Origin of the sequence: Actinopolymorpha sp. B11F2, assembly GCF_040195635.1 — a bacterium.
Classification (GTDB): domain Bacteria; phylum Actinomycetota; class Actinomycetes; order Propionibacteriales; family Actinopolymorphaceae; genus Thermasporomyces.
Genome location: NZ_JBEFTX010000036.1, coordinates 1 through 17,683 on the forward strand (window position 1 = coordinate 1; position 17,683 = coordinate 17,683).

General features: G+C 69.0%; 12 protein-coding genes and 1 rRNA gene. 2 read left to right on the forward strand and 11 right to left on the reverse strand.

The window, feature by feature from the left end; translation table 11 throughout:
• Nucleotides 1-71, forward strand: a 5S ribosomal RNA gene (rrf, locus tag ABN034_RS34785); the annotation flags it as partial.
• A 165-nt stretch (nucleotides 72-236) separates the two neighbouring features.
• On the opposite strand, the gene ABN034_RS33540 is transcribed toward rrf, so the two are convergent.
• From ABN034_RS33540 to ABN034_RS33560, 5 genes are all read right to left on the reverse strand, one after another.
• Nucleotides 237-1,649, reverse strand: coding sequence for a glycosyltransferase (locus ABN034_RS33540; RefSeq protein WP_349694978.1), 1,413 nt, complete (start codon nucleotides 1,647-1,649; stop codon nucleotides 237-239).
• Complete coding sequence (gene wecB / locus ABN034_RS33545) at nucleotides 1,646-2,908, reverse strand: non-hydrolyzing UDP-N-acetylglucosamine 2-epimerase (RefSeq protein WP_349694979.1); 1,263 nt, start codon at nucleotides 2,906-2,908, stop codon at nucleotides 1,646-1,648. The genes ABN034_RS33540 and wecB overlap by 4 nt, the downstream gene beginning before the upstream one ends.
• Nucleotides 2,905-4,209: a glycosyltransferase gene (locus ABN034_RS33550; RefSeq protein ID WP_349694980.1), complete on the reverse strand. Its 1,305-nt coding sequence runs from the start codon at nucleotides 4,207-4,209 to the stop codon at nucleotides 2,905-2,907. Before ABN034_RS33550 ends, wecB begins: the two co-directional genes overlap by 4 nt.
• Nucleotides 4,203-5,936, reverse strand: coding sequence for a glycosyltransferase family 4 protein (locus ABN034_RS33555; RefSeq protein WP_349694981.1), 1,734 nt, complete (start codon nucleotides 5,934-5,936; stop codon nucleotides 4,203-4,205). The genes ABN034_RS33550 and ABN034_RS33555 overlap by 7 nt, the downstream gene beginning before the upstream one ends.
• 61 nt (nucleotides 5,937-5,997) lie before the next feature.
• On the reverse strand, nucleotides 5,998-7,794 hold the full coding sequence (locus ABN034_RS33560) for a glycosyltransferase family 2 protein (protein WP_349694982.1): 1,797 nt from the start codon (nucleotides 7,792-7,794) through the stop codon (nucleotides 5,998-6,000).
• A 541-nt stretch (nucleotides 7,795-8,335) separates the two neighbouring features.
• On the opposite strand from ABN034_RS33560, the gene ABN034_RS33565 reads away from it, so the two are divergent.
• A complete protein-coding gene (locus ABN034_RS33565) occupies nucleotides 8,336-10,567 on the forward strand; it encodes a glycosyltransferase family protein (RefSeq protein WP_349694983.1) in 2,232 nt (743 codons plus the stop codon).
• Nucleotides 10,568-10,595: 28 nt separating this feature from the next.
• Here the strand turns inward: ABN034_RS33565 and ABN034_RS33570 are convergent, their stop codons facing one another.
• The 6 genes from ABN034_RS33570 to ABN034_RS33595 form a co-directional block, all read right to left on the reverse strand.
• The gene (locus ABN034_RS33570) at nucleotides 10,596-11,474 is read right to left on the reverse strand and encodes an ABC transporter ATP-binding protein (protein ID WP_349694984.1); all 879 of its coding nucleotides are present in this window, start codon (nucleotides 11,472-11,474) and stop codon (nucleotides 10,596-10,598) included.
• A complete protein-coding gene (locus ABN034_RS33575; protein WP_349694985.1) occupies nucleotides 11,467-12,411 on the reverse strand; it encodes an ABC transporter ATP-binding protein in 945 nt (314 codons plus the stop codon). The genes ABN034_RS33570 and ABN034_RS33575 overlap by 8 nt, the downstream gene beginning before the upstream one ends.
• On the reverse strand, nucleotides 12,408-13,385 hold the full coding sequence (locus ABN034_RS33580) for an ABC transporter permease (protein ID WP_349694986.1): 978 nt from the start codon (nucleotides 13,383-13,385) through the stop codon (nucleotides 12,408-12,410). Before ABN034_RS33580 ends, ABN034_RS33575 begins: the two co-directional genes overlap by 4 nt.
• A 5-nt stretch (nucleotides 13,386-13,390) precedes the next feature.
• A complete protein-coding gene (locus tag ABN034_RS33585) occupies nucleotides 13,391-14,401 on the reverse strand; it encodes an ABC transporter permease (RefSeq protein ID WP_349332381.1) in 1,011 nt (336 codons plus the stop codon).
• A gap of 18 nt (nucleotides 14,402-14,419) precedes the next feature.
• Nucleotides 14,420-16,354: an ABC transporter substrate-binding protein gene (locus ABN034_RS33590; RefSeq protein ID WP_349694987.1), complete on the reverse strand. Its 1,935-nt coding sequence runs from the start codon at nucleotides 16,352-16,354 to the stop codon at nucleotides 14,420-14,422.
• 142 nt (nucleotides 16,355-16,496) lie between these two features.
• Nucleotides 16,497-17,282, reverse strand: a complete 786-nt coding sequence (locus ABN034_RS33595; RefSeq protein WP_349694988.1) for a FadR/GntR family transcriptional regulator — start codon at nucleotides 17,280-17,282, stop codon at nucleotides 16,497-16,499.
• Nucleotides 17,283-17,683 lie beyond the last annotated feature (401 nt).

Below are 17,683 nucleotides of genomic sequence, written 5' to 3' on the forward strand. Positions count from 1 at the left end.
CGGAAGTTAAGCCCTCCAGCGCCGATGGTACTGCAGGGGCCACCCTGTGGGAGAGTAGGACACCGCCGGACACCACACACAAGAAGAGGGCCACCCACCAGGGCGGCCCTCTTCTTGCGTCCTGAGGCAGAACGGCAGGGGCCAGTTGCCACATCGTGGAGCTGCGCGCCTCGGGTGAGGCGATGCCCCCTCGGGTGAGGCGATGCCCCCTCGGGTGAGGCGGCGGCTCCCGAGGGTCAGGCGAGGGGCATGCGAGCGCCGTCGGTGGGCCAGCGGTAGGCGTCGTGAGCAATGGCGAGGCGCCGGAGCCGGTACGCCGTCGAGCTGCCGGGCAGCAGATGCTCGACCGGATGTTCGCGGCGGAGGACGTCAGGATCAAGGTCGTCGGTGATGAGGGGCCGGACCCCCAGCGGGCGGACAGGTCCGGCGACCGGGAGGCGGCCGAGCACCCGCCGCACTGCCGTCGTTCCCGATGGGCCGAGCGTTCGCATGGCTCGGGCCCGCATATCCAGGTCGATCGTACGAATGCGTTCGTGCAGGGACGGCTGATGCGTGGCGTAGCCGTCCATCAACTGGGTCAGGAGCTCAGCGGTCGCCGACGCTCCGGACGGAGCGGGCAGTGCCTTGCAGGCCTTGGCGAGCTCAGCTCGGACCGCCGGATCAACCAGCCGCGCGACGCCCAGGGTGATGGCCTCTGCGCTGTCGTTCTCGACGCACAGTGCTAGTCGACCAGCGGCGAGATACCGCGCCCGGCCTATCTGGTCGTCCGTGGCAGTCGCGAGATTGGGCACGAGGAGGGTGGGTACGCCGGCGGGGAGCAGTTCGTGGACGGTGTTGTAGCCCGCGGCACCAACGGCGGCGTCGAACGCGGCGAGATAGCGCGCCAGCGGGTAGACGCCGACCAGTTCGTGGACGCGGGCGACGTCGGCCGCGGGGAGGACGGCCAGGGCCAGCGGTGCCCGCGTGACGGCCACCTGCCAGTCGGGCGTGGCCAAGAACGAACGGATCGCCGCCAGTGCGGGTGTCCGGGTGTCGTTGATGGAGCCGGCGCCGAGTGTCACCAGAGCGGTGGGCCGATCGGGGTCCAGCCCGAGAGCCGCGGCGGCCTCGGCTCGGGAGAGCGGTGGATTCCCTTCCAGAACGGTGATTGGGGCCACCGGGACCGCATCGGACAGGGACGCGGTCGCGCCCCGGTCCGCGGCAGCGGCGAGGTCTCCGGGCTCGACGACCAGATCGAAGAATGCCCGCGAGGCAAGGGCGCGCCGGTTCGCGTTCGCCCGCCACAGCCCTCGGCGTATCCAGACGAACGCCACGTCGGGATGCGCGGCGCGAGCGCGCAGCAGGCCGAGGTAGGGCGCCACCCCGTCGAACGCCAGGACCCGCGCCCGGGTTTCCTGCAAGAGTGCGGTGAGACGCTTGCCGAGGTAGCCGTGCCATGAGAGGTGCGGCATCCAGTTCCGGTGGTGGCTCGGGCAGTACTCCGCCCGTAGGCCGTGCCGGGTCACGACATGGACGGCCTGAGAGAGGGAGAAGACAATCGGCTCGACCGGACCGGACAGGGCAAGCGCCACCGCCGCCTGCCGGGCGAGATGTCCCATCCCGGTGCCGTTGCTGGTGGCCAGGATGATCCGAGGCGGCGTGTCGCTCACCGCGCGGTGGGTGCCGCGGCATCGCCGGTTGCGGGGCCGCTGGCGGTACTGGTGGCTTGGCGCTCGCCAGGTGTGGGGGCGCTGGCCGCGTTGGTGGCTTGGCGCTTGCCAGGTGTGGGGGCCTCGCCGGACGACGCGGTCGTGAGGCCACCGGTTGCCGTTCCGGGAGCGGGAACGGTGCCGGCGTTCCCCAACCAGGAAACGAGAATCTCGGCGATGCGTACGCCGGCCCGGCCGTCCCACAGCGGTGGCACCGGCCAGGAGGACAGCGGCCCGTGGTCGAGCACTGCCTGCAGGGCGTGCGGGAGTGTCTCGGCCTTGACCAGTTGGTTCGTACCGTGGGAGATCGTCACCGGCCGTTCCGTGCTGGGCCGCAGCGTCAGGCAAGGAACGCCGAGCACCGTGGTCTCCTCCTGAACCCCGCCGGAGTCGGTGAGCACGGCCGCCGCGCCGCGGACCAGCGACATGAACTCGACGTAGCCGAGCGGCTCGACGACCCGGATGCCGTGGTGGTCGGCGAAGCCGAGCTCGAGCAGCCGGGCCCGTCCGCGCGGATGCAGGGGTACGACGATCGGCACCTGGTCGGCACACTTGTGCATCGCCTGCACGAGAGCGACCGCCTGTTCGGCGCCGTCGACGTTGCCGGGCCGGTGGAGCGTCGCGACGGCGTACGCGCCGGAAAGGCCGTGCGCCTCCCGCACCGGCGCCGGATCGAACCGGTCGAGGTGCGCCAGCAGTGTGTCGATCATCGGGTTGCCGACCAGGTGGATCCGCTCGGCCGGTACGCCTTCGCGGGCGAGGTGCGCGATCGCCTCCGGACTCGTCGCGAACGCGAGATCGGACAGCGCGTCGGTGACCTTGCGGTTGATCTCCTCCGGCATCGTCAGATCGAAGCTACGCAGGCCGGCCTCGACGTGTGCCAGCGGAACGCCGAGCTTCGAGCACACCAACGCGGCTGCCAAGGTGGAGTTGACATCGCCGTAAACCACAACCAGGGAAGGCCTCTGGTCGCGGAACTGCTCTTCGAGCGCGGTCATCACCGCCGCGGTCTGGGTCGCATGCGTGCCCGATCCCACGCCGAGGTTGACGTCAGGGCGGGGCAGGTCGAGCTCCCGGAAGAACACTTCGGACAACTTGTCGTCATAGTGCTGGCCGGTGTGGACCAACTGCTGGGCGGCACCACTGGCCCGCAAGGCGGCGATCACGGGCGCGGCCTTGGGGAAGTTGGGCCGAGCTCCGGTGATGTGGACGACGGTCACTCTTGCGCACCTCCCGCATGGCCAGCGTGGTCGAACTCGGCTCTTTGGTCGGCGTCGATCCTGTGGTCGGTGTCGGCGTCGGCTCTGCTGTCGGCGTCGGTCCTGTTGTCTGACCCGGCGACGGTGTTGACGCGAGGGTCTGCGTCGATCCAGTCCCGGACCGCCGCGGAGAACGCTCCCGACACGCGCGCCGGCGTGATCCGCGCGGCCGCACCCGCGGCGGACAGCCGCGCCTGCGCGGTAACCAACCGTCGCGACTCGACGAGCGCGTCAACGATGTCGGCCGGAGCATCACCCGCGTACTGCACCGCGTACGCCGAACTCAACCGGGCATCACCACCGGAGTCGTCCCGCACCACGACCGGCAGCCCGAACGTCAGAGCCAGCGCCAGCGCGCCGGAGTTCAGCGACCGGCGGTACGGGAAGACGGCCACGTCGGCCGCCCGGAGATAGACCTGCAGCTCGTCGTCGGGCACCTTGCGCAGTGCCGCGTAGGCGCACGGATGGGTGAGCATCCGCTCCCGGAAGGCCCGCGACTCGTCGTCGCGGCTGGGTGGGCCGGCCACGAGCAGGACGTAGCGACCAGGTTCGCGTGCACACAGCAGATCGAAGGCGTCGAGGAGTTCGGTGATCCCCTTGTACGGCTGGATCCGACCGATCAGCAGGAACGCCGTCACCTCCGGCGCGAGCCCCAACTCCGCCCGGGCCTGACGCCGCGACATCCACGACGGATAGACATCGTGGTAGGCCGGATGCGGCACCGGCAGCAGTTTGGCCTCCGGGATGTCGAACCACGGCGCGACCAGCTCGCGCGTGCGCGGGCTCATCACGTGGACGCGCTCGACCGCGTCGACCACACCCTGCCGCAGCTCCGCCTCCAGATCTGGGAACCGGGCCTCGTGCGGAAGAATGTTGTGAACGGTCCACATCAACCGGGCGCCGCGGTCCTTCAGGGCGTGCAGGCGTTCGAGGTAACGCTTCAACGCCTCGCGCGCCATCGCCTCGTCGTCGGCCTTGGCCATCACGACGTTGAGCCAGTGGACGTGGGTGACCAGCTCGAGACCGCTGCCGGCGATGGCATCGGCGGCCGCGAGCGTCGTGTCGATGTCGTAGGTGGGAACCGGTGTGAGCCCGGACTCGCCCAGGCGGGAGTAGAGCAAGGCCTGGAACGGATTGCCGCGTACGACCGGGTAGTACGCCAGCAGGCCGCCGCCACTCGACCAGTCGTGGTTGGCGAGCGTGCGGAGCGTGTCGTCGAGGGCGAGGGCAGGTTCGTGACCGAGCCGCCTGGTGATCAGCATGCCGTGCTCCCGTTCGCGGTGGCCGACGCCTCGTGCCGGGCGGGGCTGGTCGCGAGAAGTTCGTCGTACTCTGCACCGAACGCCGCAGCGACCGCGGACCACGTCCGCTCGGTGGCCACCCAGAGCGCCGCGGCGTCGGCCATCTGCTTGCGTTCGGATTCGTTGTCCATCAGCAGGGCGGCAGCTGCCGCCAGCGCGCCAGGATCGCCAGCCCTGAATGCCTGCCCGCGCGCGCCGGAGCCGATGATCTCGGCGAGCGCCGGCAGATCCGCCACCAGCAACGGCACCCGCATCGCCATCGCCTCGAACGGCTTCAGCGGCGACACCATCCGGGCGGCCCGGTCGTCGACCCGGGGTACCACGAAGAGGTCGATCTGCGCGTAGTGTCCGGCCACCTCGTCGAAGGGCACGTTGCCGGTGAAGACCACGTGGCGGGCAACGCCGAGCTTCTTGGCCAGGCGTTCGAGCTCCTGCCGGCGGTTGCCGTCGCCCACCAACAGCCCCGTCACCGACCGACCCGCGGCCCGCAGCTCGGCGACTGCCTCGATCAGGACCTCCTGACCCTCTCTCGGGTGGGACAGGTTGCTGACGTAGCCGAGCGTGAACGTGTCGGCCAACCCGAGCCGGTGCCGCAGGGTGAGGTCGCGTTCCTGCGGGACGAAGCGGGTGACGTCGACCGCGTTGGGGACCACCCGGACCTTCTCGGCGGGGATGCCATGCCGGTGGATGATCTCGTCGCGCATCGGGCCCGACAGGGTAACCACCAGGTCTGCAGCCGCCATCATCCGAGACTCGGTGGCGAACCTGCGTTCGTAGTACTCGCCGCGCTCGGCGTAACGCGGATCATCGGTCCAGGTGGTCTCGAAGAAGCTGCGGACTTCGTACAACCAGGGGATCCCGGCCCACCGCGCGACCGCGTTGCCGGCCAGGGCCGACTCGAAGCCGCGATGTCCGGACGACACGTGCAGCAGGGCCGGACGCTCCGCCGCCACCAGACCGGCCAGCATCCGCGCCGTCAGCTCGACGTACTCGTCCAGTCCGAGCGCCAACAACGGACGCCCCGCCGCCGGCAGCAGGTGGCGGTAGGTGACCTCCTCCACGACGCTCTCCGTCGGCGGTTCGTCGATGCCGAGCACGCCCGGAAACCCCGGCATCGTCACGCCGAGGACATCGCGGCCTGCCCGGACGAGTGCCTGCAGGGACTCGTGCGAGCGCGTACAGAAACCGTTGTGCAGAAACGGGCGGGACTCCTTGGCGAGGTAGACGACCCGAGCCGGACGCGGATGGTAGGGCGCCGGGAGCGGTGTCGCGATCACCGGCTGCCAGCGCGGATCGGTCTCCCGGGTGCGACCGACGAGCTTGCGGCCGCTGCTCCAGTGCACCGGGTCCCGGGTTCGTTCCATCCGGCGAACGGCATGGTGGCCGGCCTCGGTGAACGCCCCGCGCTTGATGGCGATCCTGGACGCGACCTCCAGCGCGCCGGAGTCGGTGGGGTTGCGGCGCAGGACCGCGTTCACGTGTACTGCCGCCTCTTCGTACTCCCCGGATCCAAGGCACGCCCGCGCGGCGGCCAGCCCGTGGCGGGTGCGGGAGGCGGTGTGCTGTCCCAGGACGAGGCGCTGCACCTTGCGGATTCGTCGCTTCGTCTGCGGAGTCAGCCGTTCACGCGCCAGCGCCGTCGCCTTCTTCGACAGCTTCTTGGTCAGCTGGTCAGCAAGGCTTCTCATGCGTCTTCTTGCTTCGGTGCGCACGCGCATGCTGTGCTCATTGGTCGCTCGCTCCGCTCGCTCATGCCCACAGAATGGCCTCCGGGAGTCCGTCGTAGAGCACCTCGCCGTGGTCGAGGAGGTCGTCAGGATCAGCCTGCCAGGTATGTCCGCCGCTGCGCCGGTAGTACACGTAACCGAGACCGTGCGTACGGTAAGTGACGCCCCCCGCCGAACGCAGCCGCGCCAACAGGTCCGCGTCGACGTGTCGCGGTGAGGTGCTCCACCCGCCGGCGGCCTGCAGGACACCTCGGGACAGCAGGAGCGTGCCGCCGGCCGGCATCACCTCGTACGCCTCTGTCGCGGCCCAGGTCCGGTCGATCGTCACTCCGGAGTCGGCGAGGTGGACGAACCGCGCGGACTTCGCCACCAGGTCGGCGCCGGAGGTCCGGGCGGCGAGGACCAGGTCGGTCAGATGGTCGGGGCCGTAACGGTCGTCGTCGTCGACCTTCGCGACGAACTCCCCGTCGGCCCGTCGGGTGAGGATCTCGAGAATCTCGCCCAGGGTGCGCTGGTCGTCGATGTCGACCGTCCGGAGCGGTCCCGGCAGGCGTTTACGCAGGTCAGCGAGGGTGTGTGGATCGAGCGTGTAGCCGTGGGTGCCGACCAGGACCTCGAATCGGGAGTACGTCTGGCGGGCGAGGTCGGCGAGGCAGCGGACCACATCGTCGGCGCGCTTGCTTGCCACGAGGACCGAGATCATCGGCAGAGCCAGGCGGCCACGGAACGCCGGATCGGCGAGGATCCCGGCCTGGCGGGAGGTGGAGGCGCTCAGCTGGTAGCCCGGCAACCCGTCGACGGTCTCGGGCTTCTCGACGACCTGGTGGCCCTCGGCGGCCAGCCGCTGTCGCATCGCGGCAGACACCGATGCCAGGCCAACCCCGCAGGCGGCGAGCCCGGCAAGCACGTGCCGGGTGAACGGTTCGGCGGCGAGGTCGTCGCCGATGGCCGCGACCGCGTACTTCTGCCAGTTCCTGTCCAGCAGCGTCGCCTCGACCGACCCGGACGGGGTGAAGACGAGGCCCGGCGTTCCGTCGCCGGCCGCGAGGACGAGGCGATCGCCATCGCGGCGGAGGTCGTACGCCGTCGCCCGGCCGGTCAGGCGCCGACCGTGCGGATTGGCGAGCGCGGTGACCAGGGGAAACCGGAACTCCCGCAGGGTGACCTGAGGCTGTCGGGGTGCCGGCGCCGGCTGAGCGTGCTCGCCGTCGGTGGGTGGGTCGGTGTCGGTCTGGCCCTCGGCGTCTGTTGGCTCGGCGTCTGTTGGCTCGGCGTCTGTTGGCTCGGCGCCGACGAGCCCGTGCGGCCAGGTCGAGTCGCCGGCGATCCAAGCCGCCCGATCGAGCGCGGGAAGTTCGCCACCAGCCTGTTCCCAGCGCCGGGACCGCAGGACCGCCGCGCTCAGCTCGGTCAGTGCGCGACCGACGTGGCGGCGCTTCCGCCAACCGATCCGGACCGCGACGCCGTTCCCGGCCGACTCCCACCTGAACCTGTGGAGGTCACGGGCGATGCGGACCGGACGCAGGCCACCGCGTAACCAGGTCGGCATCGTCGCGACCTCCAGCCGGACCTCCCGGACGCGGCCGCGGAGCAGGCACGAGCCGGTGAGGCGTTCCAGGCAGGCTCCGTCGGGGACCTGGACCAGCAGCACCTCGCAGTGCACAGGGCGCTCGGCCGTGGGATCGGTCAGGCGGTAGCGGCGGGACCGGAGGCCACCCAGGACCGAGACCTCCACGGTGTCCCAGCCGGCCATGCGGACGCGTACGGTCCGGGCGACTGTGCGCTTGATCCGGACGATTGCCCGCCGCCATTTCGCCACCTGGCGCCGTCCCCCGATTGTGTCCGTCGTACCCGTTGTCTCTGCCCTACCCGTTGTCTCTGCCCTACCCGTTGTGTCTGTCGTACCCGTTGTATCGGTCCTACCCGGCCTGCCCGGCGGTTCAGCCGTACTGGCCGTTGGTTCTGTCGCACCTGGGGGTTCGGGCGTACCGCCGGGTGGGTCTGGCCTTCCGTCGCTCCCTCCAGCGACCCTGTCGATCGCCTCATCGGCTGTGGAAGCGGTCTCGGTCATGGGTTCGCCACGGGACTTTCCCACCTCGGTACTCGGCATCAGCTTCGTTGGTCCCTATGCTGCCTGTTTCGTGGTCGATGACACTCCTCACAGCACCCACCGGGCTCTGATGACACTTGACGATGGGACCGAACCGCGGTTCGGCACCAGCACTGTAGTTGTCCTTCGCGACCCCAATTGGCCGCCGCAGGCAGGCGTGTGCTGCTGGCGGGCGAGTGTTCACGAGACCTTCACCGAGTGCGGCCTGACCGTTCACGATCTTGTCTGGTCGCCGCCACCGGTGCCGGAGATGCCTGCGGCGCCTGACGCGCAGGCCGCGGGTTCGCTGGCCGCTGAGCCGTCCGTCACGGGCGTCGCCGTCCGATTCGTCGGGCGCGCTGCCCGGGCCGGCGCCTACGCGGCCGGGCGGCGGATGCGGTCGGCGGCAGGCCGCGTCGGTCGGGAGCTCGAGACCCGCATGTCGCGACGGGTGGGTGGTGGCGTCTGGTCCGGCACGGGGGTGCGGCCGGGGACCGGTGGCGCGGCGACCGGTGCGGTGGGGATCCCGCCGGCTGATCCTGACCCGCAGCTGGCGCGGCTCGCCGCGGCTCGGCTGGTCCTGGCCGAGTCGCCGGAGGCCGCGGTCACGGCGGTACGGTCCGGAGTGAACCCCGCCGCGGTCTGGCTCCTCGCGGTGCCACCCGAGCGCGCCGCGCCCGGCGAGCCCGTCACCTGGGCCGGCCCGATCCGGGACGCCGCGCCCTTCATCGGCGGCCTGGTCGCGGACAGCGTGGATGCGGCCGGCATCCTCGAACGCGTCGCCGGCCCGGTGCGTACCGTCGTCTTTCCCCCGCTCGCGACTGACCGTGGATGCCCGACATGCGGCGCCAGACCGGCCGTAGCGGGATCACTGGCGTCCTCGGCGTCGCCGGGGTCCTCGGGGTCACTGGGTTCCTCGCGGTCGTCGGAGTCGCGTGGCGAAGATCAGGACGGTACGCAGGAATCGGGCGGTCCCGGCTCGGTGCTCGACGTCCATCCGACCGACGTACCGGGTCACCTGCTGCTCTGGCGACGCCTGCTCGACCAGGTGGCGGGTGGGCGGGCGCCGCGGCCGACGGCCTCGTCGTACCCGGTGGCTCGGCTTCGGGGGGACGCCGGTCCGTGGTCGCCGCCACGACTCGACCCGTGGCGCGGAGACGGTCCTGGTGGTGCGGAGGCGGGCCAACCGGAACCTCGTGGTGTGGAGACGGGCGAGCCCCGGCACGAAGATGCCGCAGGGGGCGATGCGGCGGGGGCCGATGCGGCCGGGTTCGGTGAGCTCCGGCGCGACGACGCGGCCGGGTCGGGTGAGGTCGGGTCCGGCGGGGGCCTCGCCGCGTGGACGGCGGAGGTGCAGCTCGCCGGGGCACGTCGCCTGCTGGCCGACCTGCCACCTCCGGCTGGAGACGACCTGCCACCCCCGACCGAAGACCCCGCCCGCGCGGACGCGACCTCCACGCCCATGCGGGTACGCGTGATCGGGCACGACATGAAGTTCATGCGCGACCTCGCCACCGTCCTCGACGGCTGGCCGGACCTTGACGTCGAGGTCGACGAATGGCGCAGCGCGGGCGCCAAGAACGACGGGATCACCGAGAACCTCGCCCGCACCGCGCACACGCTGGTGGCCGAGTGGGCCCGCCCGAACGCGGTCTGGCTGTCGGAGGTGAAGCGCCCGGACCAACGACTGATCGTCCGGCTGCACCGGTTCGAGATCGACAGCGCCTATCCCGCCAAGATCGACATCGACGCGGTCGAGGCCGTCGTCTACATCGCCCCTCACATGGGGCGGCGGATCCGGGACGAGATCGGCTGGCCGGCCGGGAAGCTCGTCTACGTACCCAACTACACCGATCTGGCGCGGCTGGACCGGCCGAAGTTCCCGGGCGCGCGGTTCACGCTCGGCATGGTGGGGATCATCCCGGCGCTCAAGCGTTTCGATCTCGCGCTGGATCTGCTGAGCGCGGTACGCCGCGAGGATCCACGGTTCAGCCTGTTGGTACGCAGCCAGATGGGATGGGCGCACAAGCCGTCGTGGCAGAGCGCGGAGGAACGCCGGGAAGTCCAGCGGAGCATGGAACGCGTGGAGAAGGATCCGCACCTGCGCGGCGCGGTGGTCTTCGACGCGTTCGGGCGAGACATGGCCGCCTGGTACCGAAAGGTCGGCCACATTCTCTCCCTTTCCGACGTCGAGGGTTCACATGCGGCGCTCTGCGAGGGGATGGGATCCGGCGCGGTTCCGGTGATCAGAGGCTGGCAGGGCGCGGCGGAGGCGTACGGAAAGGACGCCTTGTGCGGCTCACTCGACGACGCGGTCGCGCGCGTGCTCGAGGACGCGGATCTGACCAGGTGGGAGGGCCGATCGGTGGCGGCCAAGCGCGAGGTCGCTGCCCGCTTCGACCCTGCGCAGGTGGTGCAGGCATGGGTGGACCTGTCCTACGGAAGGATCGACGACGCCCGCCAGCGGTTCGCCGAGTACGCCGATCCCACCGTCCTGCCGTAGCCGTAGCCCGTGGCCGTAGCGGCCGAGGTCAACGGTCTGGTGACGCGATCTCCGCGGGAGTGACCAGGGGCGTACCGGCGTCCCAGGTGACGTCCGGGTCGGGCACCGGGATCGAGCTGATCAGCAGCTTGGAGTACTCGTGCTGTGGATCATCGATGACGCGTTGGGTGTCGCCACGCTCCACAATCGAACCCTGGTAGAGAATGCAGATCTCGTCACCGATCTGGTAGGCCGTCGACAGGTCGTGGGTGATGTAGAGAAACGAGATGCCCTGCTCGTCACGCAACCGCAGCATGATGTCGAGAATCATTGCCCGCAAGGACGCATCGACCATCGAGACCGGTTCGTCCGCGACGATGAGCCGTGGAGTGAGCAGGTACGCACGCGCCATCATCAGCCGCTGCCGTTGGCCGCCGGACAACTGGTGTGGGTGCTTGTCGAGGACCTCGTCGCCGCGCATGCCGACGATGCGAAGCGCCTCCTCGATCTGGTCCCTCGCCGCTGCCTTGGACGGCGCGAGACCGAAGCGTTTGATCGCGACGTCGAAGATGTGCCGGATCTTGTAGAACGGGTTGTAGACGCCGAACGGGTCCTGGAAGATCGCCTGGACCTCCCTGCGGTAGGCGAGCCGCTGCCGCTTGTCGAGCGTGTCGAGGTTCTGCCCGCGATAGGTGATCTCGCCCGACGTCAGTGACGTGAAGCCCAGAATCGCGTTGGACAGCGTCGTCTTGCCGCTGCCGCTCTCGCCGGCGATCGTGGTGATCGTGGCCGGTGACGTGCCCAGAGCCAACGACACGTCGGAGAGCGCCGTCGTCCGGTCCTCGCCCTTGCCGTAGATCTTGGTGGCGTTTCGTACGTCCAACAGTGGTTCAGGTGTCGACACCGGCCCAGACGTCGGCTCAGACATCGGCGTTCACCCGCTCTGCGTCATCGTGATCGTCATCGGTGCTGTCCCAGGTCGCGACCAGGTGGCCGGGGCTGACCTCCACGAGCGGCGGTGTCGGTCGCCGGTCGCGGAGGTCGGGTGTACGGAACTCCTTCACCAGCAGGGGTTTGCGCTCCCTGATCGAGGGGATCGAGGCGATCAGGTGCCGGGTGTAGGGGTGTTGCGGGCTGTTGAAGAGATCGCGGACGGAGCCGATCTCCACGATGTTGCCGGCGAACATCACCGCGATGCGGTCGACGAGCTGGGCCTGCAGAGCCATGTCGTGGCCGATCAGGATCATCGAGCTGTTGAGGCGCTTCTTGACCTCCAGCAGGGTCTGCGCGACCGTCCGCTGGACGACCACGTCGAGTGCGCTCGTCGGCTCGTCGGCGATGATCAACGCCGGCTCGAGAGCGATGGCCATTGCGATGCAGACGCGCTGCTTCATGCCGCCGGACAGCTCGTGCGGGTAGAGGTCGCAGACGCGGGCCGGGAGTTGGACCAAGTCGAGCAGCCGCACGATCCGGGCCTTCAACGCCGCGCGGGACTGCCGTCCCTCGTGCGCTTCGATGGCGTCGGCGATCTGGTGCCGCACGCGCATCACCGGGTTGAGGGAGTTCATCGAACCCTGCGGGATCAGTGCGATGTCCCGCCATCGTCTGGCCCGCAACGCGGCGTCCTGCAGGGAGAGGAAGTCCTCACCGTTCACGCGTACCGAACCGTCGACGATCCGGCCGGGTGGCGACGTGAGGCGCAGGATCGCCATCGCGACGGTGGACTTGCCGGAGCCCGACTCGCCCACCAGACCGAGCGTCTCGCCTTCGCCGACGGAGAAACTGACGCCGTTGACGGCGATCACGTCGCCCTGCATGGTTTCGTAGTGGACGCGGAGATCGCGCACGTCCAGGACAGCGTTCATGCGTTCGTCCCCTGTCCAGTCACTCGGCGTCCTGCTTTTCGCCCCAGGTTGCCTCGGCGCGGGCCCTTTGCTCCACGCAGCCGTGGGTTGGCCACCTCGTCGAGTCCGATCGCGGTGAGGAAGAGCCCGATGAAGATCACCATCAGGACGACAGTGGGGAATCCCCACCACCACCACATCCCGCGGAGGACGGCCGAACCTTCGATGGCACGCGAGATCGTCATGCCCAGCGTGGGGATCCGTTGCGGCCCGAGCCCCAACGCCTCCAGTCCGACCGCCGCGAGGATTCCGCCCGACGCGGCGCCGATGAAGCTCGCCGCCAGGTAGGGCAGGAGGTTCGGCATCATCTCCTTGAACATGATGTCGGGCGTCGACAGGGCCGAGAGCCGCGCCATCCGCACATATCCCTGCTCCCGCATCGACAGCACCTGCGCACGGATGACCCGGGTGGGTCCTGCCCAGGCGAAGAGCGCCACGATGAACGCCATCGTGTTGACGTCCATCTGTCGTACGTAGGCCGCGACGACGATGAGGATGGCGAGCGACGGGATCGTCAACGCGGTGTCGGAGACGGTCCGGATCACCGAGTCGACGACACCGCCGAGGTAACCCGCGGCGAAGCCGAAGACGATGCCGATCAGCATGCTCGTCACGCCGACGATCAGCCCCACCTGCAGGGTGGTCGGGCCGCCGACCACCAACAGGGCAAGGAGATCCCGGCCGCTGTTCTCGGTGCCGAGCGGATGCGCGAGTGTTCCGCCCGGCAGCCAGAACGGTGGCAGGTTGAGCGGTGAGCTGGCGGCCCTCGCGAGAGTGGTGTCGACGACCAGATGGCCGATGCCGGTGAGCAGAAGCACGCCCACGACCATGGCCGCACCGGTGACGAGTTTGGGATTCGTCCACGGCGACGACGCCCGACGCCCTGCCGGTGCGTCGGCCTGTTCCTGGATCTGGGTGACGGTGGTCGGATCCACGATGCTCACCTCCTCTCGTAGGTGATGCGCGGGTCGAGCAGCGGGTAGATCAGGTCGATGAGGAGGACCGCGGTCACCGTGGTGAGGATCAGGATGAAGACGATGCCCTGCATCACGGTGTAGTCGGAGTTCGAGATCGCCTGGTAGAGCAGCGCGCCCACCCCGGGATAGCCGAAGAGGTACTCCACCAGGACGGTGCCGCCGACGATGCCGCCGATCCCGAGCACCAGCGCGGTGACCTGCGGAAGAATCGCGTTGCGTACTTCGTACTTGAAGAGGATGTCGAGCGGCCGCAAACCCTTGGCGCGCGCCAGCGTGAGGTAGTCCTCACCGGCCACCGTGATCATCATCCCACGCATCCCGAGCGCCCAGAAACCCATGCTGGCAAGGACGATCGAGAGCGCGGGCAGCGTGCCGTGCTGGATGACGCTGTTGATGAACCAGAAGTCGAGGCCGGGTGTGAGCTCGCTGCGGTAGCCACCGGAGATCGGGAACAGCCGCAACGTGAACACGAACACGTAGATCAGCAGGATGCCGAGGATGTAGAACGGGATCGCCGTGAACGTGAGCGACACCGGCAGCAACACCCGCAACAGCCCAGGCGTACGCCGCCACGCCATCAGCGCACCGATCAACGTACCCGCGAGGAACGACAGGACCGTCGAGATCGCCAGCAACCCGACGGTCCACGGCATCGCCCGGCCGATCATCTCGCTGACCTCGACCGGGAACTGCGCCAGCGAGTAACCGAAGTCGAACGTCACCAGGCTCTTCAGGTAGCTGAGGTACTGCAACCAGAGCGGGTCGTCGAGGCCGAAGCGTTCCCGCCACGCCGCGATCAGCCGGTCGCTGCCCTCCACGTATCCGGCCTGCGAGGTGATCCTGGTGATCATCGCCTTTACCGGATCGCCCGGCGCAAGCCGAGGAATGAAGAACATCAGCGTCGCACTCGCCCAGATGGTGAAGAGGAACATCCCCACCCGTCTGAGCACATAGCCGGTGGTCAGTCCACGCACGTGCTCGGCCTCCTCTTGCTACTCGCCGGCGGGACGCAGGGAGTGGATGATCTTGTGTGCGTTGCCCCAGTCCAGCGTCGGCTGCAGGTAGTTGTCCTCCTGGGTCGCCCACCCGGTCCAGTACGTCGTGTCGAACGCGTAGAGCTTGCGCGCGTGCGCCACCGGGATGAACGGGAGATCCCGCAGCCACTCCCGGGCCGCCGCGACGAAGGGCTCCCTGATGGACGCGTCGCCGAGCGGGAGGTTCGCGATCTGCTCGACGTGCTTGCTGTAGGCGGTGTTCTTCCACCGGATGGCGTTCGACGCCGCTGTCTCGCCGACCGGGACGACCGCGTCGGCCCGGAACACCTGCATCGAGAACCACGGTTCGCTGACCGAGCCGCAGGCGCTCCAGTCGGCCGCGCCCTCGAACTTCCCGTTCGCCAGGTTGTCACCCCACGTGCCGATCGCGAGCTTGCGGACAGTCGCGTTGATCCCGATCCGCTGCAACTGCTCGCCGACCACCTCGGCATAGCGCCAGATCTCGATGAAGTCGCTCGGCGCGTCGATCTGGATCCGCAGCTCCTTGCCGTCCTTGGCGTAGTAGTCGCCGGACTTCGTGTAGCCCTTCGACTCGATGATCTTCGCGGCCTCGTCGGGATCGTGGGTGTGGATCGGGAACTCGTCGAAGAGCCCCTCGTCCGCGAGCAGGCTGACGTACTCCTGCATGGGTGGATAGTCGGGGAAGAAGAACCGCGCCGGAGTCGTCGTGCCTTCGTACGCGATCCGGACGATCTCCTCCTTGTCGAGCGCATAGTTGAGCGCCCACCGCATGTCCCGGTCGTTCCAGGGCTCGACGGCGTTGTTGACCGAGAACAGGCGCGTGCACGGGTCGGTCCATGCGTACGGCTTGTCCGGCAGCCAGGAGATGATCTCGGTGTTGCGGGCCTTGAGGCTCTCGAACGCACCAGCGGTGAGGTCGGCGATGCTGTCCAGCTGGTGGTCCGAGGCCCGAGCGACCCGGACCTCCTCGGTCTCGCTCACGACGAATTCCAGCTTCTCCGGCTGCGGCAGCGGCAGGAAGTCGGCCTCGGCACCCCACCAGTCGTCGCGACGCTCGTAGGTGAACTTCGTCGGGCTCGCCGAGGTGAGCTTGTACGGCCCGGTGAAGACCGGCCAGCCTTGTGCCTTGTCGTAGTTCTTGAACTTCACCGGATCCTTGCCGCGCCAGATGTGCTCGGGCACGATCGCCAGGCTGCCGTGGATCTTGACCGAGAAGTAGTCCAGCTGGAACCTCGGGTTCGGCTTCTTCAGCGTGAACTTCACCGTGGTCTTGTCGACCTTCTCGACCGCCTTCACCCACTCCTGCATCGAGGCGGCGTTGTTGAGCTCGGCACCGCCCTCCAACAGCATGGTGATCGTGAAGACGACGTCGTCGGCGTCGTAGTCCTCACCGTCGGACCACGTGACGCCGTCGCGGAGCCTGAGCGTCCACACGGTGGCGGTCTCGTCGGGGGTGAACTCCTCACCCAGCCACGGCTCGGTTTCGCCGGACTCGTAGTTGAGGATGAACAGCGGTTCCATCAGGGCCTGGTGGAAGCCGGCGTTGCTGGTGAAGCCCGGAACGAAGGGGTTCCACAGGTCCGGGCTCTGCACACGCCCGCCGTGGAAGTCGAGGATCAGGGTCTTGGCGCGCTCGCCGCCACCGCCGCCACCGGGCCCGCCGCCCGGCCCGCCACCGGGACCCGCCCCCTCACAGGCGGCCAGGAACGCCCCCATCCCCGCGAAGGCCAGCCCGCCGATCGCGGTGTGGTGGAGGAACCCTCGTCGCGTCAACGCCCCTGAACCTCCGGCACCCGTCCCCCGTGCGCCGCGTGCCGCGTGGTGTGCCGTCTTGCCTGCCGCCGTGTCTGTCGTACCGGCGAGGTCTCCCGCGTGCGAGGCGGAGACTCGCGGACCGTCGGTGTGCTTCATCGCTGTCCGACCTTTCTTGCGCTGGATTTGGGTGCTTCGCGCCGGGAAATGATCACGTATGCGTGATCATTTCCCACAAAACGCGGCGAATCGGGGCCGCATCGTTGGTAGATGCCGCGCATGGTCCGGCCTCCGCCTCGGTCTACGGGGGCGATCGCAGGGCGACGCCGACCACCTGTCGTACGCAGGCGAGATGGGTACGCATCAGCGCCCCCGCCCGCGCCGGTTCGCCGGCACTGATCGCGCCGAGGATCTCGAGGTGCTCGGCGTGGTCAGACCTGCGGTCACCGTGAAGTCGCAGGATCTGCTGCTGCTCCGGGGCGTAGATGTCGACGATCGAGTCGAGCATCTGGGCGAGGATCGGGTTTCCGGCGTACTGCCCGATCGCGCGATGGAACGCCATGTTGGACGCCGCCAGTTCGGCATCGTCGGTCAGTGCCGCGCCGGCGCGCGTCAGGATCTCCCCGAGGTCGGCCAACTGCGAAGGGGTGCAGCGGTCGGCGGCCATCTCGGCGAGTGGTGGTTCGATGAGTTCGCGGGCTTCGAGCAGGTCGAGGATCGTGTCGTGTTCGAGGCCGTGGCGGTGGGGGTTGGCGAGGATGAGCCGGGACAGATCCCGGACGTACACCCCCGAGCCGTGTCTGATGTCGAGGACGCCGGTGGCCTCGAGCCGCCGGAGCGCCTCCCGCAGGGTGGGGGTCGCGACCGAGAACCGTGCGGCGAGGTCGCGGGCCGACGGCAGTCGGTCGCCCGCGGCGAGGCCCTGGGAACGGATGAGGTCGAGGATCGCTTCGGACACGTCGTCCAGGAGCGTCCGGCGTACGAACGACGTGGTGGGTGTCGTGCCGGTTGCTCCGCTGCTCCCGCCCGTCGCGGCGAAAGATCCGGCGCGGGAGGCGGAGTCTGCGCCGTCGGAACGGATCGACACAATGATCCTCTCCGGTCGACGTCGAGTGATCAGATCTCTATGTCATTTCTCGCCCTGGAAGCCTGGAGTGGCAGCAATGAGGCGTCAATACCAGTTGTCCGGGATGTTTCGGCCGGTTTCGGACCGGTGAACGTCAGGGAACGTGTCGAGGTCGGGCAAGTGACTCACCGAGGTCGCAAGGTGACGGAAACGGTAACTTTTTCCTAACTCTCCCGGGGCCGACCTGCATTTGCCCGCGCGGGCGGGCCATGCCCACTTAGAGTCCGGAAGGTGTGTGACCTTGCTGTCGTTGGTCTGGGGTATGTCGGCCTGCCGTTGGTCCGTGAGGGCTGCCGGGCGGGGCTTGGTGTCGTCGGGCTCGACGTCTCTGACCGGGTGATCGCCGGGCTGTCTTCGGGCCG